This is a genomic window from Lentzea sp., assembly GCF_035525475.1.
Classification (GTDB): domain Bacteria; phylum Actinomycetota; class Actinomycetes; order Mycobacteriales; family Pseudonocardiaceae; genus Lentzea.
In genome coordinates, this window is the sequence record NZ_DATLEC010000086.1 from 1 (window position 1) to 19,715 (window position 19,715).

The 19,715-nt window shown below is 70.0% G+C and carries 23 protein-coding genes and 1 pseudogene; 10 read left to right on the top strand and 14 right to left on the bottom strand.

The genetic code is table 11. The features are described from left to right. Positions 1 to 115: 115 nt before the first annotated feature. On the bottom strand, positions 116 to 1,588 hold the full coding sequence (locus VM306_RS15435) for a leucyl aminopeptidase (RefSeq protein ID WP_325515637.1): 1,473 nt from the start codon (positions 1,586 to 1,588) through the stop codon (positions 116 to 118). Positions 1,589 to 1,786: 198 nt separating this feature from the next. Between VM306_RS15435 and VM306_RS15440 the strand changes: the two genes are divergently transcribed. Then, positions 1,787 to 3,022: an amino acid permease gene (locus tag VM306_RS15440; RefSeq protein ID WP_325515639.1), complete on the top strand. Its 1,236-nt coding sequence runs from the start codon at positions 1,787 to 1,789 to the stop codon at positions 3,020 to 3,022. Here the strand turns inward: VM306_RS15440 and VM306_RS15445 are convergent. After that, a complete protein-coding gene (locus tag VM306_RS15445) occupies positions 2,961 to 3,230 on the bottom strand; it encodes a hypothetical protein (RefSeq protein WP_325515642.1) in 270 nt (89 codons plus the stop codon). The genes VM306_RS15440 and VM306_RS15445 overlap by 62 nt on opposite strands. Positions 3,231 to 3,322: 92 nt before the next feature. Here VM306_RS15445 and VM306_RS15450 point away from each other — a divergent pair, with 92 nt between their 5' ends. After that, a complete protein-coding gene (locus tag VM306_RS15450; RefSeq protein WP_325515644.1) occupies positions 3,323 to 4,411 on the top strand; it encodes a branched-chain amino acid aminotransferase in 1,089 nt (362 codons plus the stop codon). Here VM306_RS15450 and cobS read toward each other — a convergent pair. From cobS to cobU, 3 genes are read right to left on the bottom strand one after another with little or no spacing between them, the layout of a single operon-like run. Continuing rightward, entirely contained in the window at positions 4,408 to 5,109 is a 702-nt protein-coding gene (gene cobS, locus VM306_RS15455; protein WP_325515646.1) for an adenosylcobinamide-GDP ribazoletransferase, read from the bottom strand. The genes VM306_RS15450 and cobS overlap by 4 nt on opposite strands. After that, the gene (gene cobT, locus VM306_RS15460) at positions 5,106 to 6,161 is read right to left on the bottom strand and encodes a nicotinate-nucleotide--dimethylbenzimidazole phosphoribosyltransferase (protein ID WP_325515648.1); all 1,056 of its coding nucleotides are present in this window, start codon (positions 6,159 to 6,161) and stop codon (positions 5,106 to 5,108) included. The genes cobS and cobT overlap by 4 nt, the downstream gene beginning before the upstream one ends. Positions 6,162 to 6,170: 9 nt before the next feature. After that, the gene (gene cobU / locus VM306_RS15465; protein WP_325515650.1) at positions 6,171 to 6,710 is read right to left on the bottom strand and encodes a bifunctional adenosylcobinamide kinase/adenosylcobinamide-phosphate guanylyltransferase; all 540 of its coding nucleotides are present in this window, start codon (positions 6,708 to 6,710) and stop codon (positions 6,171 to 6,173) included. A 16-nt stretch (positions 6,711 to 6,726) separates the two neighbouring features. Between cobU and VM306_RS15470 the strand changes: the two genes are divergently transcribed. Then, positions 6,727 to 6,927 (top strand): hypothetical protein, encoded by a 201-nt coding sequence (locus tag VM306_RS15470; protein WP_325515652.1) that lies wholly within the window; start codon positions 6,727 to 6,729, stop codon positions 6,925 to 6,927. Here VM306_RS15470 and VM306_RS15475 read toward each other — a convergent pair. From VM306_RS15475 to VM306_RS15485, 3 genes are read right to left on the bottom strand one after another with little or no spacing between them, the layout of a single operon-like run. Then, entirely contained in the window at positions 6,924 to 7,910 is a 987-nt protein-coding gene (locus VM306_RS15475) for an aldo/keto reductase family protein (RefSeq protein WP_325515655.1), read from the bottom strand. The genes VM306_RS15470 and VM306_RS15475 overlap by 4 nt on opposite strands. A gap of 32 nt (positions 7,911 to 7,942) precedes the next feature. After that, complete coding sequence (locus tag VM306_RS15480; RefSeq protein ID WP_325515657.1) at positions 7,943 to 8,557, bottom strand: class I SAM-dependent methyltransferase; 615 nt, start codon at positions 8,555 to 8,557, stop codon at positions 7,943 to 7,945. 22 nt (positions 8,558 to 8,579) lie between these two features. Next, positions 8,580 to 9,206, bottom strand: coding sequence for a DUF3043 domain-containing protein (locus VM306_RS15485; protein ID WP_414672389.1), 627 nt, complete (start codon positions 9,204 to 9,206; stop codon positions 8,580 to 8,582). A gap of 42 nt (positions 9,207 to 9,248) precedes the next feature. On the opposite strand from VM306_RS15485, the gene VM306_RS15490 reads away from it, so the two are divergent. Together VM306_RS15490 and VM306_RS15495 are read left to right on the top strand one after the other, a co-directional pair. Further along, entirely contained in the window at positions 9,249 to 10,283 is a 1,035-nt protein-coding gene (locus VM306_RS15490; protein WP_325515659.1) for a glycerate kinase, read from the top strand. Between the two features lie 149 nt (positions 10,284 to 10,432). Continuing rightward, positions 10,433 to 10,801 carry an iron-sulfur cluster assembly accessory protein gene (locus VM306_RS15495; RefSeq protein WP_325515662.1) on the top strand — a complete coding sequence of 123 codons (369 nt, stop codon included), beginning with the start codon at positions 10,433 to 10,435 and terminating at the stop codon, positions 10,799 to 10,801. Between the two features lie 68 nt (positions 10,802 to 10,869). On the opposite strand, the gene VM306_RS15500 is transcribed toward VM306_RS15495, so the two are convergent. Continuing rightward, on the bottom strand, positions 10,870 to 11,043 hold the full coding sequence (locus VM306_RS15500; RefSeq protein WP_325515664.1) for a hypothetical protein: 174 nt from the start codon (positions 11,041 to 11,043) through the stop codon (positions 10,870 to 10,872). Positions 11,044 to 11,200: 157 nt separating this feature from the next. On the opposite strand from VM306_RS15500, the gene VM306_RS15505 reads away from it, so the two are divergent. Both VM306_RS15505 and VM306_RS15510 read left to right on the top strand, forming a co-directional pair. Next, on the top strand, positions 11,201 to 12,133 hold the full coding sequence (locus VM306_RS15505; RefSeq protein WP_325515684.1) for a carbohydrate kinase family protein: 933 nt from the start codon (positions 11,201 to 11,203) through the stop codon (positions 12,131 to 12,133). A 7-nt stretch (positions 12,134 to 12,140) separates the two neighbouring features. Beyond that, a complete protein-coding gene (locus VM306_RS15510) occupies positions 12,141 to 12,905 on the top strand; it encodes a class I SAM-dependent methyltransferase (RefSeq protein WP_325515666.1) in 765 nt (254 codons plus the stop codon). A gap of 59 nt (positions 12,906 to 12,964) precedes the next feature. Here VM306_RS15510 and asnB read toward each other — a convergent pair whose 3' ends face one another. Further along, positions 12,965 to 14,893: an asparagine synthase (glutamine-hydrolyzing) gene (asnB, locus tag VM306_RS15515; RefSeq protein ID WP_325515668.1), complete on the bottom strand. Its 1,929-nt coding sequence runs from the start codon at positions 14,891 to 14,893 to the stop codon at positions 12,965 to 12,967. 170 nt (positions 14,894 to 15,063) lie between these two features. On the opposite strand from asnB, the gene coxB reads away from it, so the two are divergent. Further along, entirely contained in the window at positions 15,064 to 15,996 is a 933-nt protein-coding gene (gene coxB / locus VM306_RS15520; protein ID WP_325515670.1) for a cytochrome c oxidase subunit II, read from the top strand. A 14-nt stretch (positions 15,997 to 16,010) separates the two neighbouring features. Beyond that, complete coding sequence (locus VM306_RS15525) at positions 16,011 to 16,427, top strand: cytochrome c oxidase subunit 4 (RefSeq protein WP_325515672.1); 417 nt, start codon at positions 16,011 to 16,013, stop codon at positions 16,425 to 16,427. A 193-nt stretch (positions 16,428 to 16,620) separates the two neighbouring features. Here the strand turns inward: VM306_RS15525 and VM306_RS15530 are convergent, their stop codons facing one another. From VM306_RS15530 to VM306_RS15545, 4 genes are all read right to left on the bottom strand, one after another. Beyond that, on the bottom strand, positions 16,621 to 17,319 hold the full coding sequence (locus tag VM306_RS15530; RefSeq protein ID WP_325515674.1) for a lysophospholipid acyltransferase family protein: 699 nt from the start codon (positions 17,317 to 17,319) through the stop codon (positions 16,621 to 16,623). Between the two features lie 215 nt (positions 17,320 to 17,534). Further along, positions 17,535 to 18,575 carry an anthranilate phosphoribosyltransferase gene (gene trpD, locus VM306_RS15535; RefSeq protein ID WP_325515676.1) on the bottom strand — a complete coding sequence of 347 codons (1,041 nt, stop codon included), beginning with the start codon at positions 18,573 to 18,575 and terminating at the stop codon, positions 17,535 to 17,537. A gap of 7 nt (positions 18,576 to 18,582) precedes the next feature. Continuing rightward, entirely contained in the window at positions 18,583 to 18,993 is a 411-nt protein-coding gene (locus VM306_RS15540) for a hypothetical protein (RefSeq protein WP_325515678.1), read from the bottom strand. A 77-nt stretch (positions 18,994 to 19,070) separates the two neighbouring features. Beyond that, positions 19,071 to 19,472 carry a hypothetical protein gene (locus VM306_RS15545; RefSeq protein WP_325515680.1) on the bottom strand — a complete coding sequence of 134 codons (402 nt, stop codon included), beginning with the start codon at positions 19,470 to 19,472 and terminating at the stop codon, positions 19,071 to 19,073. Positions 19,473 to 19,566: 94 nt separating this feature from the next. Here VM306_RS15545 and VM306_RS15550 point away from each other — a divergent pair. Continuing rightward, positions 19,567 to 19,715: pseudogene (locus VM306_RS15550) on the top strand (cytochrome B); the annotation flags it as partial.

Sequence of the window (19,715 nt, forward strand, 5' to 3'; positions counted from 1 at the left end):
CGTGCGCGGCGGCTATCCGAAATCGGAGGACCGAAAAATGGTGCGGAAATGCGTGTTGGAAATGGAACGGGCGGAGTCCCCGAAAGGAACTCCGCCCGTGTGGAAGAAGCGAAAATCAGCCGTTGGCGGCGATGTCCGCCAGCACGGCCGCGATGGTCCGCACCGGAACGCCGGTGCCGCCCTTCGAGGTGTATCCGTACGGGCCACCGGTGTGGAACGCGGGGCCCGCGATGTCGATGTGCGCCCACTGCACGCCCTCGGCCACGAACTCGCGCAGGAACAGGCCCGCCGCGAGCATGCCGCCCCAGCGGTGCCCGGTCACGTTCGCGAGGTCCGCGAGGCGCGAGTCGAGGTCCGCGCGCAGCTCCTCGGGCAGCGGCATCGGCCACGTCGACTCGCCGACGGCGGTGCCGATGGCGGCGACGCGGTCGCGGAACTCGTCCGAGCCCATGACGCCCGCGGTGCGCTTGCCCAGCGCGACGACCTGCGCGCCGGTCAGCGTCGAGGTCTCGATCAGGTAGTCCGGGCCGTCCTCGCACGCGCGCACGATGGCGTCGGACAGGATCAGGCGGCCCTCGGCGTCGGTGTTAAGCACCTCGACGGTCTTGCCGCCGTACATGGTCAGCACGTCGCCGGGGCGGTAGGCGTCGCCGGACGGCATGTTCTCCGCCATCGGGATCGACGCGATGATCTCCAGCGGGTACTTGAGCTTCGAGGCCAGCACCATGGTGGCGACGATCGCGGCGGCGCCGGCCATGTCCGAGGTCATCTCGTCCATGCCCGCGGCGGGCTTGATCGAGATGCCGCCGGTGTCGAACGTGATGCCCTTGCCGACGAGCGCGACCTTCTTGGTGGCCTTGGCGCCCTTGTAGGAGATGCGCACGAGGCGCGGCTGGCGCGCGGAGCCGCCGCCGACGCCCAGGATGCCGCCGAAGCCCTGCTTCTTCAGCGCCTTCTCGTCGAGCACCTCGACGTCGAGGCCGGCGGCGGAGGCGAGCTTCGCGGCGCGGTCGGCGAACGAGCCGGGGTAGAGGTCGTTCGGCGGCGTGTTCACGAAGTCGCGCGCGATGGCGACGGACTCCGAGATCGCGACGGCGGCCTTCAGCGCGGCCTTGTTCTCCTTGGAACCGGCGGCGTGCAGGTCGACCTTCGCGACCGCGCCCTCGCCCTTCTCCGACCTGTACTCGGTGAACGAGTAGGCGCCGAGCAGCGTGCCCTCGGCCGCCGCGCCGACGTGCAGGGCGGCGAGGGTGTTGACCGCGCGCTTCTTGCCGGCGAGCGCGCGGGCGGCGACGGCGGACGCGCGGCGGACCTGGTCCTCGCCCGCGGTCCTGCCGAGGCCGACGGCCAGCACGAGCGGGGCGGCGATCCGGCCGAAGGTCGGGACCTTCACCAGCTCGTCCACCTTGCCGGACGCGCGGAGGGTGCCGAGCACGTCGAGCAGCGCGCCGTCGAACGCGGCGGCGACAGCGTCGGCACCGGGGGCGAGCTCCAGACCGTCCGCACCCTGCAGGGTGCCCACGACGACTGCGTCCGCGGCGGTGGTGCTCAGGTCACCCTCGGTGAGGGCCAGCTTCGGGGCTGTCACGTGCTGCTCCAGGGTTGTGCGTTCGGGGCTCGGGATCGTGACTCATGCTAAAGGTCGGGCGGTCCCGCCCATGCCCAGGCCCGCCACGTTCGACGCAATCCGTGACGTTGACAGTTGCGCACAGTGGCGATTCGCCCGTTTCACCCGTCAACCGACCGGGTGGTTACGGCCGGATGCCGCGTCTGAGAACGTGTACCGGTGACCCACACGCCTCGCGAGATCGTCACGGCGGTCGCGCTCGGTCTTCCCGCGGTGCTCGGTGCGGGGGTCTTCGCCGGATTCGCCCCTGCCGCAGGACTTGCGGGCTGGTGGGTGCTCCCGGCGCTGGCCATCTCCGCGTTGGCCGCCCTGTGCTGCGCCTTCTCCACCGCCGACCAGTCCCGCGCCTACCCGGACATCGGTGGCGGTTACGGATACGTGCGCGCGCAGCTCGGCGTGTGGCCCGCAAGGATGACAGCGAGCGCTCACCTGCTCGGGCGTTGCGCGATGGCGGCGGCGGTCGCGCTGATGTTCGGCGCGTACGTGGTGCCGGACCAGCCGCTGGCCGGCGCGCTCGCCCTGGTCGTGGCGACGGCGCTGCTCGGAGCGGCCGGCTTCCGCTTCACCACCGGCGTCAGCGTCGCGGTGTCGCTGGTCGTCCTCGGCGTGCTCGCGCTCGTGGTCGCGTCGAGCTTCTCGATCGCGCCGGTGCCGTCGGCGGGGGAGGCGGGCACCGTCAACGAGCTCGTCGGCGTCGCGGCGCTGATGTTCATGGCGTTCACGGGTTTCGAACGCGTCACCGCCCCGTTGCGCGGTGAGCGGCCGCATTCGGTGGCAGCACTGAGATTCGCGATTCCGGTCCTGATCGGACTGTCGTTCGTGGTCTATCTCGCCGTGGGTGCCGGTGTGCTGCGTCAGCTCGGCAGCGCGCGCCTCGCGTTATCGCCCGCGCCGTTGCGGGACGCGCTCGTCGCGGCGGACGCGTCGGCGGTGGTGCCGCTGGTGCAGCTCGGCGCGGCGGTGGCCGGGGTGGCCGCGCTGCACTTCGTCCTCGCGTCCGCGCACCGGACGCTGACCGGGCTGGCCGAGGACGGCGACCTGCCGACGCGCCTCAAGCCCGCCGTGCTGATGGCCGTCGTGGTGGCCGCCGCGGTTCTCGCGGTCGTCGTCATGCCGCTGGCGACGGCGCTGGGGGTGGCGGCATGCTCGACGTTGTTCTACTACGCCTTCACCAACGCGTCGGCTCGAGTGCTGCTGCAGAACGACCGCACGTGGCCCATGCGCACCGCCTGTGTAGGACTCGGGCTCTCGGTGCTGCTCGCGATGAGCACGCCGGTGCCCGCGCTGCTCATCTCGATGGCGGGGCTGGGCGCGGGCACCTGGCTCATCGGCCTCACTGCGTCAGCAAGAAGAAGAAGAGCAGCGTCGCGGCGACACACGCCGCAAGGCCGATGACCCGGCCGTTGGTGGCGGGCTTCTCCTTGGCCTTGGTCCAGTAGACGCCCAGGAAGACCGCGGCGGCGATCACGGCCACCAGCACGCCGCCGGCACCGCCGATCACCCAGCCGTCGAGCAGGGTCATGCCGGTGCCCAGGACGAGCAGCGCCGCCTGCAGCACCGTGCGGACGTCGGCACCCCGCGAAGATCCTTCTTCCTTGGTCATGACCGAGGACTCTATAGAGCTTCACTTAGTAGGACGTCCGAGTTTTGGGAAGACGATTTTCCGTATCCCGACCAGCGGGTTACCGTGCTCACATGACGAGCGAGTTGCCTTTCACCCGGACTCCCCACCCGCACCCGGCGACCCCGGAGCGCGTAGCGGAGGTACTGGCCAAGCCGGGCTTCGGGCAGCACTTCACCGACCACATGGTGACGATCCGCTGGAACCGCGAGAAGGGCTGGCACGACGCGGAAGTCGGCCCCTACAGCTCTCTCTCACTCGACCCCGCGGCAATGGTGCTGCACTACGGCCAAGCGATCTTCGAAGGGCTCAAGGCCTACCGCCAGCCCGACGGCGCGATCGCGTCCTTCCGCCCTGAGGCCAACGCCGAGCGCTTCCGCGCCTCTGCCCGCCGCATGGCGATGCCCGAACTCCCCGACGAGCTGTTCCTCGAGTCGGTGCGGCAGATCCTCGCGGTCGACAACCGCTGGGTGCCATCGGCCGAGGAGGAGTCCCTCTACCTCCGGCCGTTCATGATCTCCACGGAGAAGGGCCTCGGCGTGCGACCCGCGTCCGAGTACCTCTACGTGCTGATCGCCTCGCCCGCCGGCTCCTACTTCGCGAGCGGCGTCCGCCCGGTGAGCGTGTGGCTCTCGACCGAGTACGTCCGCGCGGCTCCCGGTGGCACCGGCGCGGCCAAGTTCGCCGGCAACTACGCCGCCTCCCTCGTGGCCCAGGCACAAGCCGCCGAAAAGGGCTGCGACCAGGTCGTCTGGCTCGACGCGGTGGAACGCCGCTGGGTCGAGGAGATGGGCGGCATGAACCTGTTCTTCGTCTTCGGCGACAAGATCGTCACGCCGGAGCTGACCGGCACGCTGCTGCCCGGCATCACCCGGAGCTCGTTGCTGGAGCTGGCCTCCGACCTCGGCCTGACCGTGGAGGAGCGTCGCGTCTCGACCGACGAGTGGGAGAAGGCCAACGCCTCCGGTGAGCTCACCGAGGTCTTCGCCTGCGGCACGGCCGCGGTCATCACCCCGGTCGGCCACGTCAAGCACGCCGGTGGCGAGTTCGACGTCGCCGACGGCGGCACCGGCCCGGTGACGAAGCAGCTGCGCGAGCGCCTGACCGGCCTCCAGCACGGCCACGCCGCCGACTCCCGAGGCTGGATGACCCAGCTCGGCTAAGCGACGACCAGCACGGCCAGAAGCGCGATTTCGGCGGCGGCACCGAGCACATCACCGGTGACGCCGCCGAAACGCTTTCCGGTGTGCTTCACCAGCGCCCACACGAGCGCACCCGCGACCACGACGGCGACGACCGCCCGCCACCCGAGTGGAACCGCCGCGGCGGCAAGCACCACCCACGTGCCGATGACCACCAACGGATGCTGTGTGCCCGCGACGAGCGCACCAAGTCCCTCAGGCCGTGCGGCGGGCACACCGCGCATGCAGCAGATCCCGAACGCGGCCCGGCTCGTCGCGAACGCGAGCACCACGACGCCCCAGTGGGCGTGGGGAAGTGCCGCGGCCTGCGCTCCCAGCACCACGACCAGCGTGACGACGCCGAACGGTCCGGCGCCGCCGTCCTTCATGACCTTCAACGCGCGCTCGGGCGGTCCGTAACAACCGAGGCCGTCAGCGACATCGGCGAGCCCGTCGAGGTGCATGCCGCGGGTCGACAGCGCGACGACGCCGACGACCAGGAAGCCCGCCACGAGCGCTGATATATCGGATATCGCGAACAGCTCGAGGACACCGACGACGAACGCGCCGAGCAGCAGGCCGACGACCGGCGTCCAGGTGATGGCCCGTCCCGCCGCTTTCCGGTCGACGTCGTCGACGCGCAGCGGCAGGACGGTCAGCCACGAGAGCGCGAGCTTCACCCAGCCGCGTCTTCCCGGTTGGTGATCCCGGCGCTCTCGAACGTCGCCATCTCCGCGAGCACCTTCACCGCCGAGACCAGCAAGGGCAGCGCCGCCACCGCACCGGAGCCCTCGCCGAGCCGCATCTCGAACTCCAGCAGCGGCTTCAGGTCGAGGTGCCCGAGCGCGATCGCGTGCGCGGGCTCGGCCGACTGGTGCCCGGCCACCCACCACTCGCGCGCGCCCGGCGCCAGTTCCTCGGCGACGACCGCGGCCGCACCGACGACGACGCCGTCGAGCACGACGGGGGTCTTGCGCACCGCGGCCTGCGCGAGGAACCCGGCCATCGCGGCGATGTCGGCGCCACCGGCCGTGGCCAGCAGCGCGGTCGGGTCGCTGATCACCAGGCGGGCACGGCGCAGCGCGTCGCGGATCGCGGCCGTCTTGCGCATCCACGCCTGGTCGTCGATACCGGTGCCGCGCCCGACGACCGAGACGGGCTCCGACCCGGTCAGCGACGCGATCAGCACGGCGGCGGGTGTCGTGTTGCCGATGCCCATGTCACCGGCGACGAGCACGTCGGCGCCCGCGTCGACCTCCTCGTCGGCGACGGCCCTGCCGGCCGCGATCGCGAGCTCGCACTGCTCGCGGGTCAGCGCGTCCTCGCGGTCGATCGACCCGGACGAGCGCCGCACCTTGTGCGCGCTGACCGCGGCCGGGGTGTCCGCGTCGACGGCCATGTCGACCACGCGCACGGTGGCGCCGGCGACCTGCGCGAGCACGTTCACCGCGGCGCCACCGGTGAGGAAGTTCGCGACCATCTGGCCGGTCACCTCGCTCGGGAACGCCGACACGCCCTGCGCGGTGATGCCGTGGTCGCCCGCGAAGACGACGACGCGAGGCCGCACGAACGGCTTCGGCGGCACGACGCCCTGGCAGGCCGCGACCCAGTTGCCCAGCTCCTCGAGCCGTCCGAGCGAGCCGACCGGCTTGGTCAGCACCGCGTGCCGTGCCTCTGCCTCGCGCAGAACGGCCTCGTCCGGCGGTTCAACCGGCGGGAACTCGGTGCTCACCTGTCGCTCCTATCGCAGTTTCAGTGGAATGCCGGCGACGAGAAGGGTGACCTCGTCGCAGACCTCGGCGACGCGCGCGTTGAGCGCACCGAGGTGATCGCGGAAGAGTCTGCCTGAGCGCGTGGAGGGGATGACGCCGAGGCCGACCTCCGCCGTCACGAGCACGAGCCGCGTCCGGCAGGTGGCGACCGAGCGGACCAGCGAGTCGACGTGGCGCTCGACTTCCTCCGGGGCCTTGCCCTCCCAGGCCTGGTTGTCGTCCAGCACGCCGACGAGCCACGTCGACAGGTCGTCGACCAGGATCGGCGGGTCGTCGTACGAGGTCGCGGTGAGCAGCGCGGGCAGGTCCGACGGCGCCGACGCCTCGACCGTGTGCCACGTGGACGGACGACGGGAGACGTGCAGCGCGATGCGCGCGTCCCAGTCGGGGTCGTCCGGATATCTGCGCGCGGTGGCGACGTAGGTCACCGTCGCTTCGGTGACCAGGCCTTCCGCGTGCGCTGACTTGCCTGAACGCGCTCCACCGAGCACGAGCGTCCGAGATGACAAGAGTTAGCCTTCGTCCATGGAATACCGCTGGCGTTACCAGGATGCACAGGGACGCGACGTCGCGGGCCCGGATGTGATGTTCGCGGACCAGGCGGAGGCCGAGGAGTGGTTCAGCGCCGGGTGGCGCGACCTGCTCGACGCCGGGGTCGAGCAGGTCACGCTGCTGCGGTCGGAATCCGAGGTGTACGGCCCGATGAGCCTCCACCCCGCCGGTTAGCCCTGGGCGGTGAGCCTCGGGTCGTCGGTGACGACACCGGCGAGGACGCCGTCGATCTTCTCGAGCACGTCGTCGCCGAGCTCGACGTCGATGGCCTTGACGTTCTCGAAGACCTGCTCCGGACGCGACGCGCCGATGATGGCGGACGCGACGTTCGGGTTCTTCAGCACCCACGCGACGGCGAGCTGCGCCAGCGTGACGCCGAGCTCCTCCGCGATGGGCTTGAGCTCCTGCACGGCGTTCAGCACGTCGTCGGTCATCCAGCGGGCGATCATCTTCGAGCCGCGCTCGTCGGCGAGGCGCGAGCCCTCCGGCGCCTCGGCGCCCGGCAGGTACTTGCCGGTCAGGATGCCCTGCGCGATGGGGGAGAAGACGATCTGGCTGATGCCCTCGCGCTCGCACGCCGGGACGACCTGCGGCTCGATGACGCGCCACAGCATCGAGTACTGCGGCTGGTGCGACACGAACGGCACCTTCAGCTCACGGGCCAGCGCGGCACCGCGGGTGATCTGCTCGGCGGTCCACTCGGAGACACCGACGTAGAGGACCTTGCCCTGGCGGACGAGGTCGGCGAACGCCAGCATCGTCTCTTCCAGCGGCACGCTGTGGTCGTACCGGTGGGCCTGGTAGAGGTCGACGTAGTCGGTCTGCAGGCGCTTCAGCGACGCGTTGGCCGACTCCATGATGTGCTTGCGGCCCAGCCCGCGGTCGTTGGGGCCGCCGGGACCGGTCGGCCAGTAGACCTTGGTCAGGATCTCCAGCGACTCGCGCCGCTCACCCTTCAGTGCCCTGCCGAGCACCGACTCGGCGGCGGTGTTGGCGTAGACGTCGGCTGTGTCGAAGGTGGTGATCCCCGACTCCAGCGCCGCCTTCACGCACGCGTGCGCCTGCTCTTCCTCCACCTGGGAACCGTGGGTGAGCCAGTTGCCGTAGGAGATCTCGCTGATGGACAGGCCGCTGCGGCCGAGTCGACGGAACTTCATACATCGGATCTTAGCTGAAATCGTTCGTGCTGCTAATGAACTTCGGGCGCGCGCCAGACCAGCGAGTACCGCCAGAACACGTGCCTGCGGATCCGGGCGCCGGGCACGATCCCCGCTGCCGCCGCGCGGATCTCCGGCAGCGTCGGAGCGGTCATCACGACCGGCATCTCGGCGTCGTGGGGCTTGCCGCCGGTGCCGTTGAGCGCCTTCACGACGCCGACGACGGCGTTCGCGGGCAGGGTGACGAGCTCCGTCGCCAGGTCGGCCGGCGTCGACAGCCGGTAGAGGCCGATGACGACGAGCAGCCCGCCGGGCGCGGTCAGCCCGGCGAGCCGTGACAGCCCCTCGTGCAGCGGCAGGTGGTGCAGGCTCGCCTCGGCGGTGACGACGTCGTAGCGCCCCAGGTCGTGCGTGAGCACGTCGCCGTGGATCCACCGCACCCGATCGCTGGTCGCGCCCGCACGTTCGATCATGCGCGCGTCGGCGTCGATCGCGGTGACCTCGTCGGCGCTGATCGACCTCGCCAGGTCACCGAGCCCGCAGCCGACGTCCAGCGCCGAACGGGCCCGGGACGGCAACTGCCGGAGCAGCCGGCGGCGGTACCACGCGTTGTGGTCCCACCGCAGCCGCTCCGGCAGCTCGAGCACAGTGCTGCTACTCGACGTGGTGCTACTTGATGGCCTCGCCCGGCTTCACGCGCGGCTTGGGCACGCGGAGGCGGCGCAGCTGGCTCGCGCGGATGAACGAGTACCAGCCGATGGAGATGCCCTTGATCGGCTCCGTCGGGAACTTCGCCCGCACCTTGCGCGTGACGATCCGGCCGAGCACCAGGCCCTCGATGACCATCGCGATCAGCATGAACGTCGTCGCGAGCGTCGCGTACCGCTGCACGGCCAGCGACGGCGTCAGCAGCGCCACGAACACCAGGATCGCGAGCGGCATGAACAGGCCCATGAGGTTGCGGCGCGAGTCGACGAGGTCGCGGATGTACGCCTTCACCGGACCGCGGTCGCGCGGCAGCAGGTACTTGTCCTCACCCGCCATCATGCGCTGGCGGCGCTCGGTGGCCGCGGCACGGCGCTCTTCCTTGCTCACCTTGTTGCCGCGCATGCGCTTGAACGCCTCGCGCTGCGTGCGGGGCGGCGGTGGCACGGGACCGGAACGCCTGCTCTGCGCCTCACGCCGCTTGGGCGTGGGACGGCCCTTGCCCGCGCTGCGGGTGGCCTCGGCGGCCTCGGTGGCCGAGTCGGTGGCCGGGGCTTCGGTGTCGTCGGCGTTGCGGCGCAGGAACCTCACGGCACCAGGGTAGGACAGTGGTTCTTCTGTACCTTTCGCGAGGTGCGCGTACTCATCGCCCCGGACTGCTTCGGCGGCACGCTGACCGCCCGCGAGGCCGCCGACGCCATCGCCACTGGCTGGCACGACGCCAAGCCCGACGACGTCGTCGCCCAACGCCCCCTGGCCGACGGAGGCCCCGGCTTCGTCGACGTCCTGCACGCCGCCCTGGATGGTGATATCCGATATATCAATGTCACCGGCCCGCTGGGTGAGCCTGTCGAAGCACGCTGGCTGAGCGTGCGCGCCGGCGACCGGCGCGTGGCCTACATCGAATCAGCGGAGGCGTGCGGTCTGCACCTCATCCCGGCGGAGCTGCGCCCGGAGTCCTGCGAGACGGCGACGACGCGAGGTGTCGGCGAGCTGATCGCGGCAGCGGCGGTTGACAACGATGTCATCACGGTCGGCCTCGGCGGGTCCGGAACGACGGACGGAGGCGCCGGCATGCTCACCGTGTTGTCCGACGCGGGCGTCGACCTGACTGATATATCGCTCGTCGCCGCGTCCGACGTGGAGAACCCTCTTCTCGGCCCGCACGGCGCCGCCCGCACGTTCGGCCCGCAGAAAGGCGCGTCCCCGGAGGCCGTCGAACGCCTGGAAGCAAAGCTGGCCGCGATGGAAGTGCTCCAACCCGTATCCGATATATCGGGTGCAGGAGCTGCGGGTGGCCTGGGCGCCGCGCTCCTGACGTTGGGCGCGACGGTGCAGTCGGGCGCCGGTCTCGTCCGCGAGCTCACCGGCCTCGACGCCGCGCTCGACGACGCCGACGTCGTCATCACCGGTGAAGGAAGCTTCGACTGGCAGTCGCTGCGCGGCAAGCTCATCACCGCCGTCGCCTCGGGCGCCGCCGAGCGCGGCATCCCCTGCGTCGCCATCGCGGGCCAGGTCAGCGTCGGCCGCCGCGAGATGGGCGCGGCGGGCGTGCAGGCGGCTTACTCGGTCTCCGAGCACGTCGGTTCTGTGCACGAGTCGATTGCGGAGCCCCGCAAAAGTCTCGTTGCAACGGCACGGCACGTGGCCGGGCAGTGGTCGCGCTGATATATCGGCTGACTCGAGGGTGGTCCACGTGACACTCGACACCCTGGGTGACAGGGCTCGCTGTTGTGGGACCATGGGAGTGGAACAAGGCGGGGCACGCCCGTGTTGTCGATGGGTGAACCGCCCGCAAAGGACCTCTTAGGAGAGCCATGACGACCGCTCAGGATGCCGCTTCGACCACTGAGGCGCCCAGCCACGGCGTGACGCTGACCGATGCGGCCGCCGTCAAGGCGAAGGCGCTTCTCGACCAGGAGGGCCGCGACGACATGCACCTGCGCATCGCCGTCCAGCCCGGCGGTTGCGCTGGTCTGCGCTACCAGCTGTTCTTCGACGAGCGCTCGCTCGACGGCGACGCGATGGTGGACTTCAACGGCATGAAGGTCGCTGTTGACCGCATGAGCGCACCGTACGTGGAAGGCGCTGTCATCGACTTCGTGGACACGATCGAGAAGCAGGGCTTCACGATCGACAACCCGAACGCCGGCGGGTCGTGCGCCTGCGGCGACTCGTTCCACTAAGGCGACCAACGCGCGAGGCCGCGTTCCCGCACCTGCGGGAACGCGGCCTCGCGCTGTGTCCTGGAGGGTCAGACGCCGTAGTCGGCCATGCCCTCCACCTGGTGGGCACACCGCTCGTCGACCTGCCACGGCGTGGCGTCGCGCGCTACGGGCAGGGGGTGCTCGGGGTGGGTCAGGGCGAACGGGAGCTGCTCGCAGTCCTCGATCAGCTCACTCATCGTGGTCGCTTCGGGAGTCGTCACGCCCTGACCGTATTGGGACGGTCTGACCTGCGGTAGCCCTACCAAACGGTAGTCTTCACAGCTGCACTCGCCAGGGTGAGTTGTCACGTAGCGCAACGAGAGAAGAGGATCCGACGTGCCGGTAGCCGTGTGCGGCAGCATCGCGACCGACCATCTGATGCACTTTCCGGGCCGGTTCGCCGACCAGCTGGTCGCGGAGCGTCTCGACCGCGTGTCCCTGAGCTTCCTGGTCGACGACCTCGTGGTCCGCCGCGGTGGCATCGGCGCGAACATCGCGTTCGGCCTCGGCGTGCTCGGCGTGCGGCCGGTCCTGGTCGGCGCCGTCGGCGAGGACTTCGACGACTACCGCTCGTGGCTGGAGCGGCACGGCGTCGACACCTCGGGCGTGTACGTGTCCGAGGTCGCGCACACCGCGCGGTTCGTCTGCACGACGGACGACGACATGTGCCAGATCGCGTCCTTCTACGCCGGTGCGATGGCGGAGTCGCGCAACATCGAGCTCGCGCCGATCGCGAACCGCGTCGAGAACCTCGAGCTCGTCGTGATCAGCCCCGACGACCCCGCGGCCATGCTCCGCCACGCCGAGGAGTGCCGTCAGCGCGGTTACCGGTTCGCCGTCGACCCGTCGCAGCAGCTCGCCCGCATGGACGGGGAGCAGGCGCGCGCGTTCGTCGAGGGCGCCGAGTACCTGTTCAGCAACGACTACGAGTGGGAACTGCTGCTGCAGAAGACCGGCTGGACCGAGGCCGACGTCCTCTCGCGCGTCGGCAGGCGCGTCACCACGCTCGGTGAGAAGGGCGTCGAGATCGTCGACCGCGACGGTTTCTCGCTGCACGTTCCCGCCGTCGCCGAGGTCGCGAAGACCGACCCGACCGGTGTCGGCGACGGCTTCCGCGCCGGCTTCCTCGCGGCGACGATCGCCGGTCTGAGCATCGAACGCGCAGCTCAGCTCGGTTCGCTGATCGCCGTCGAGGTGCTCGAGACCGTCGGCACGCAGGAGTGGGTGTTCGACCGCGACTCGGCGCTCGTCCGCCTCCGCGGCGCGTTCGGCGACGAGGCTGTCGAGGAGATCGCCCCCGTCCTGCCATGATCGGACGATGGGGACGTACCTGTTCGGCGGCACCGGTGAGTCGCTTGATTCGAAGTTCGACGCGCTGAGCGCCCTGCTCGACGCGGGCACCTTCGCCCGCGCCGAGCAGCTCGGCGTCGCGGACGGCTGGCGCTGTCTCGAGGTCGGGGGCGGTGGGGGATCGGTGGCGAACTGGCTCGCCGACGTCGTCGCACCGTCGGGCCACGTGACCGTCACCGACATCGACGTGACGAGGCTCGAGGAACGGGACAACGTCACGGTCCTGCACCACGACGTGGTGTCCGGCATCTTGCCGGGCAACGCGTTCGACCTGGTCCACGCGCGGCTGGTGCTCTTCTACCTCCCCGCCCGCGACGCGATCCTGCGCAAGCTGCACGACGCGCTGCGGCCGGGGGGCTGGCTCGTGCTCGAGGAGTTCGACTGCCTCCCGCTCGAGGTCCTCTCCGCCGCTCCCGACGACGCGAAGCTGATCATGCGGGTGAAGAACGCCCTGCTGACGTTGCTCGACCAGGCCGGCGCGAAGCTGGCGTGGGGCGCGCGCATCGAGAAGGCGCTGACCGACACCGGCCTGCACGACGTCAGCGGGTCCCGCGAGGTGCGGGAGTGGCAGGGCGGCTCGCCGGGGTGCCGGCTGCTCGCCGAGACCGCGCGCCTGGTGCGCGCGAAGCTGCCGCTCACCGACGCGGAGTTCGACCGCTACCTGGAGCTGATGGCCTCACCCGGGACGGTCGTCAGCTCGTACGCCATGTGCAGCGCCCAGGGACGCCGGTAGGACGAGGGGCCCCTCCGCGGAGGGGCCCCGACCCGCTGGTGGTGTGGCCCGGAACGTTGCTAGAGCTTGACCGGGTACTGCGGCTCCGGCACCTGCGGCGTGATGCGGCCCTCGACGAAGATGCCGTGCCAGATCATGAACACCAGCAGCGCCCAGATGCGGCGGCTGTGGTCGAGCACGCCGGAGCGGTGCTCCTCGATCAGGCGCAGCACCGCGTTCTTGTCGATGTACTGCTCGGTCCGCGACGAGCGCACGACGTCGACGGCCCAGTCGTGCATCTCGTCCTTGAGCCAGTGCCGGATCGGCACCGGGAAGCCGAGCTTGCGGCGGTTCAGCACGTGCGCCGGCACGATGTCGCGGATCGCCTTGCGCAGCGCGAACTTCGTGGTGTCCGGCGTGATCTTCAGGTCGCTCGGGATCTGCGAGGCGATCTTGAACACCTCGGGGTCCAGGAACGGGACGCGCAGCTCCAGCGAGTTCGCCATGGTCATCTTGTCGGCCTTGACCAGGATGTCGCCGCGCAGCCACGTGAACAGGTCGACGTGCTGCATGCGCGTGACCGGGTCCCAGCTCTGCGACTCGCGGTAGGGCCGGGCCGTGACGTCCCTGTGCGAGACCGCCGGGTCGTACGTCTTCAGCACCTGGCGCAGGTGGTCGTCGAGGAAGATGCGCGCGTTGCCGTAGTAGCGCTCCTCCAGCGTGAGCGCGCCGCGGCGCAGCAGGTCCTTGCCGCGGACGCCGTGCGGGATCTTCGACGAGACCTTGCCCATCGCCTTGCGCAGCGCGCCGGGGACCTTCTCGAACGCCGCCAGCGACAACGGCTCGCGGTAGATCGTGTACCCGCCGAACAGCTCGTCCGCGCCCTCACCGGACAGCACGACCTTCACGTGCTTGCGCGCCTCGCGGGCGATGAACCACAGCGGCACCAGCGCCGGGTCCGCCACCGGGTCGTCGAGGTACCAGGTGATCAACGGCAGGGCGTCCATCATCTCCTGCGCGGTGACCGTGCGGACGACGTGCTTCACGCCGATCAGCGCCGCCGACTCCGCCGCCACGTCGACCTCGGAGAAGCCCTGGCGCTCGAAGCCCGTCGTGAACGTGATCAGGTCCGGGTTGTGCTCCTTGGCCAGCGCCGCCACGACCGTCGAGTCGATGCCACCGGACAGGAACGAGCCGACCGTCACGTCCGCGCGCATGTGCTTGGCGACCGAGTCGCGCAGCGCGGCGGTGATCTCGTCGTAGAGCGCGTTCGCCTCTGCCTCGCTGCGGACGGTGCGGACCTTGAAGCTCGCCGGGAAGTAGCGCTCGAACTTCGGCCTGGTGCCCGGCGTGAGCGTGAACGAGTGGCCCGACTCGACGCGGGAGATCTGGTCGTGCAGCGAGGCGGGCTCCGGCACGTACTGCAGCGTCAGGTAGTGCTGCAGCCCCTTGACGTTCATCGTCGGCTCGATGCCGAGGGCGGGGCCGATCTCCAGCAGGATCTTCTTCTCACTGGAGAACGCGACGCCGCGCTTGCCCTGCGCCCAGTACAGCGGCTTGATGCCGAACGGGTCGCGGCCGCCGGTCAGGACGCCGCGCTCGGAGTCCCAGATGATGAAGGCGAACATGCCGCGCAACCGCGTGATCGCCGACGGGCCGAGGTAGTGGTGCGCGGCGACGATGGTCTCGGTGTCGCCGTCGGTGTGGAAGACCGCGCCGTACTTCTCGGTGAGCTCGGCCCGCAGCTCCAGGTAGTTGTAGATCTCGCCGTTGAAGTTGATCGTGTACCGGCTCGGCGACTCCGGCGGGCCCCAGGTCAGGGGCTGGTGGGAGTGCTCGATGTCGATGATGGCGAGGCGGTTGAAGCCGAAGACGACCTCGTCGACCCGCCGGGTGCCGCTCTCGTCAGGGCCGCGGTGGCGCATGCAGCGCAGCGCCGCCTCCACCGCCGGGCGTGCGTTCTCGGCCTCGTTCTCGCTGGGGCATACAAGTCCTGCCAGGCCGCACAAGGCTCTCGCACCTCACAAAGAAATACGACGGGGAAGTCCTCAGTATGCCGAAGGGGCTCTGTGTGACCGAAACTGCACCGCAGCGGCGGTGCCCCCGAGGGGTGAGCGCCGTCGTGCTGGGCTACGCTCCCGCTTGATCCGTTGGCATGGAACGAGGAGGCGGGCGAGCAGTGGGCCTGAAGGAGGGCACCAGGGCATCCCGGCCGGCGAAGACCGCCGGGCTGGTCGGCCTGGTCGGTATCGGGGCCACCGGTTGCTCCACGGACGAGGTGCTGCGCTTCGGCTGGCCGGTGGCCGTCACGCCGCAGGCCGAGAAGATGCGCGAGCTCTGGACCTGGTCCGTGATCGCCGCGCTCGTCGTCGGCGTCATCGTGTGGGGCCTGATCGCGTGGTCGGTGGTGTTCCACCGCAAGAAGTCGGAGGAACTGCCCCGTCAGACGGCGTACAACCTCCCGCTGGAGATCGTGCTCATCGTCGTGCCGACGGTGATCGTGGCGGTGTTGTTCTACTTCACGGCCATCACGCAGAACTACGTCACGGACAAGTCGGGCAAGCCCGACGTGAACGTCGACGTGATCGCGTTCCAGTGGAACTGGGAGTTCCAGTACCCGGACCACAAGACCGAGGACGACAAGGTCGTCAGCACGGTCGGCACCTCGGGCGAGGTCCCGATCCTGGTGCTGCCGGCGCACAAGCGCATCCAGTTCACGCTGCGCTCGACGGACGTCATCCACTCGTTCTTCGTGCCGGAGTTCCACTTCAAGCGGGACGTCTTCCCGCTGCCGGAGAAGAACAACCAGGACAACGTCTTCCAGATCGACCAGATCGACCGTCCCGGTGCGTTCGTCGGCCGGTGCGCCGAGCTCTGCGGCTCGTACCACGCGGTGATGAACTTCGAGGTCCGCGCGCTGGAAGAGGCCGACTTCCAGAAGTACATCGAGCTGCGCAAGGAAGTGAACTCCAAGACGGGCAAGCCGTACACCACGGCTGAGGCGCTCTCGCAGGTCAACTGCGGTGAGCTCTGCGCGCCGCTGGCCACCACGACCACCCCGTTCAACACCGACCGGACGGCCCGCGAGGCCTCCGGCGCGGGCCAGAAGTAGGGAACGCCCCCGCGATGAAGATCGAAGCTCGCGTATTCGACCTGGTGATGGCCTTCTCGTTCCTGATGGCCGTCGTCTACGGCTACTGGACGCACCAGGCGACCGGCCACGTCGAGCCCACCGGCACGGTGGCGCTCGCGCTGACCGGTGGCCTGGCCCTCATCACCGGCACCTACTTCCGGTTCGTCGCCCGCCGCATCGAGGTGCGGCCGGAGGACAACCCCGAGGCCGAGGTCTCCGACGGCGCCGGTGAGCTGGGCTTCTTCAGCCCCGGCTCGTACTGGCCGATCGGTCTCGCGGGCGCGGCGGCGACCGCCGGTCTCGCAGTGGCGTTCTGGCACGTGTGGCTGCTGGTGATCGCCGTCGTCCTGGTGCTGATCATGGTCGGCGGCCTGGTGTTCGAGTACCACACCGGTCCGAACCACGACTGATATCCGATATATCGGGTGTTGCTGAGGCCCTCTCCGTTCGCGGAGAGGGCCTCAGTCGTTTTCCCGACCGATATCCCGTATGTGATACATCGCATATGGGATATCGGTCGGGAAACGATATATCGCATAGCACGCGACAGGGCCCTTTCCGCCGACTCGGCGGAAAGGGCCCTGTCACTTGGTCCCAGGCGGGCTACGCGGCGGCGGTGACCTTCTCCGGCGTCTTCTTCTCCGGCGTCTTCTGGTACGCGTCGACGTACTCCTGGCCGCTCAGGTCGAGGATGCGGTAGATGATCTCGTCGGTGACGCTGCGCAGCACGGGCAGCGAGTCCTGCATGCCGTCGTACCGGCTGAAGTCGAGCGGCTCACCGAAGCGGACGGTCACCGGCACGATCTTCGGGAACCTGCTGCCGACCGGCTGCACCTTGTCCGTGCCGACGATGCCGACGGGAACGACCGGAGCCCCGGACTCCAGCGCCATGCGGGCGACGCCCGTGCGGCCGCGGTGGAGCATGCCGTCGAGCGACCGGGTGCCCTCGGGGTAGATGGCGAAGGCATCGCCGCGGGCGAGGATCTCGGCGGCCGTGTCGAGCGCGGCGCGGGCGTCACGGCCCTTGCCGCGGTGCACCGGCACGTGGCCGAGCGAGGAGAAGAACCAGCGCGACAGCGAGCCCTTCACGCCGGTCCCGGTGAAGTACTCCGCCTTCGCGAGGAACGACACGCGGCGCGGCACGACCATCGGGATCACGACGCTGTCGATGAAGCTGAGGTGGTTGGCCGCCAGGATGACGGGGCCGTCGGTCGGGATGTTCTCCAGACCCTCGACCACCGGGCGGTAGACGAGACGGGCTGCGCGCGCGACGACATGCTTCATCACCGGGTAGAGGACCATGCCTCCAGCATTCCAGGTCCGGATTGCCGCGACATTGCCACGTGGCGCGCATCTCGGGGTAGTCACTCGCTCGGACTACACCGGTGCGACTGTCGTGCGAGCTGGGTCACGCACCGGCAACGACGTGTGACGAAACAGACGCGAACACAACGGTCAAGTCCCGGCCGTCCGGGCGAAACGGACGGACACGACACCGTGCCCGTCCGTCGCGCGAACTAGCCCTTCAAGGACTGCGAGAGCTCGACCCAACGGCTCAGCAGCGTCGCCGCCCTGCCCGAGTCGACGGCGTCCGCCGCACGGCTCAGGGAGGCCGTCAGGTCGGCGTGCAGGTCGTCGGAGAACCCGCCGTGCGCCGCGATGGCACCCGCCGCGTTCACCAGCACCGCGTCGCGCACCGACCCCGTCTTGCCGGCCACCAGGTCGCGGACCACCTGGGCGTTGACGGACGCGTCGCCGCCCTTCAGGTCCTCCTGGCGCGCGGGCTTCACGCCCAGCACCGCCGGGTCGATCGTCTCCGTGCGCACCACGCCGTCCTGCGCGAGCCACGCGGACGTCGTCGTGGTGGTGGTGATCTCGTCGAGGCCGTCGTCACCCCGCACGACCAGGGCGGTGTTGCCGCGGCGCGCGAACACCCCGGCGATCAGCGGTGCCGCGGCCACCCGCGCGCAGCCGATCAGGCCGACGGCGGGCTGTGCCGGGTTCGTCAGCGGGCCGAGCAGGTTGAACGAGGTCGGGATGCCGATCTCGCGCCGCACCGGGCCCGCGTGCCGGAAGCCGGGGTGGAACACCGGCGCGAAGCAGAAACCGACGCCCAGCTCGCGCACCGTGGCCTGCACGCCCTCCGGCGGCAGGTCGATGGCCACGCCCAGCGCCTCCAGCACGTCCGCCGTGCCGCACTGCGACGACGCCGCGCGGTTGCCGTGCTTCACCACCGGGACGCCCGCCGCGGCCGTGACGATCGCGGCCATCGTCGAAATGTTCACCGAACCGGAATGATCGCCGCCGGTGCCCACGATGTCCGCCGCCCGCACGCCCACGGTGAAGCGGCGCGCGTGGGTGAGCATCATCGTCGCGAGGCCGTCGACCTCCTCCGGCGTCTCGCCCTTGGCGCGCAGCGCGACGACGAACGCCGAGATCTGCGCCGGGGTCGCCTCACCGGACATCACCCGGTCCATGCCCCACGCGGTGTCGTCGGCGGTCAGGTCGACGCCGTCGAGCAGGCGGTTGAGCAGCGACGGCCAGGTCCGTTCGCTCATGCCGGGCTCAGCCCCTGACGACGGGAACAGCCGAGCCCCGCAGCACCTCGGCCACGGTCTCGGCGGCGGCCAGCGGGTCGAGCGGGTGCACCAGCACCGCGTCGGCCTGCGACCAGGTCGCGAGCCACCTGTCGTCCTTGCGGCGCACCGCCACGACGATCGGCGGGCAGTTCGTGATCTCGTCCTTGAGCTGGCGGGACAGGCCCATGCCCCCGGTCGGCTGCGCCTCACCGTCGAGGATCAGCAGGTCGACGGTGCCCTTGTCGGCCTCGTAGAGGACGTCGGCGATCGTGCCGGCCTCGACGAAGTCGACGCGCTGGAGGTCCGGAGCGGGACGGCGGCCGACGGCAGTGATGATCGTCTCACGCACCTCGGGGCGGTGGCTGAACACCAGGATCTTCGTGGTCTGCGTGCTCATGTCTCGATCCTCCGCTGCGACTGCGACTGCGGTCCAAAGCAAGCGACCCCGGAAAAGTGACCAAGGTCGCCGCGATGCTATCGGGCGGCTTCCCGGCGTGGTTGCAGGGCGTCCCACCCCAGGGCGTCGCCACCGAGCCGCTGGGCCAGCGAGGCCATCCGCGAGCGCTCCTGAGCGCAGTGCAACGCGTCCAGCTTCTGCACGCGGCTGACGTGCGACACGTCGCCCGCAACGAGCACCCAGCCGTCCGGAGCGAGCAGCTCGCGCGCACGTTCTACCTGGTCAGCGGGGATGCGAAGGTGGTGGCGCAGCACCGCGGGCTCGTCGGCGCGCCACTCGGGGGACCGCGCCAGGGCGGCCGAGTCGGCCTCCGCGATGTCGAACGCCTCCACGACCACGACGAGGTCCGGGTCGTCGGCGGACAGGCCGGGGTCGGCCTCCCGGCGCAGCATGTCCCGCAATCGGCCCAGCAAGCCCATCTTCGAATCTCCTCCACGACCGCGCGCTGTGTGACCCAGCCGACCCGTGATCCGCCCTGGACCCGATGGGCGGACCAAAAAAGCGCAAGCAATAATGCTGCTCGTGACCACGGCAGCGCCTTCAATCGGCCAGCGCGTGCACTCGCTGAACCGCCCGAACATGGTCAGCGTCGGCACGATCGTCTGGCTGTCCAGCGAGCTCATGTTCTTCGCTGGCCTCTTCGCCATGTTCTTCACGGTGAA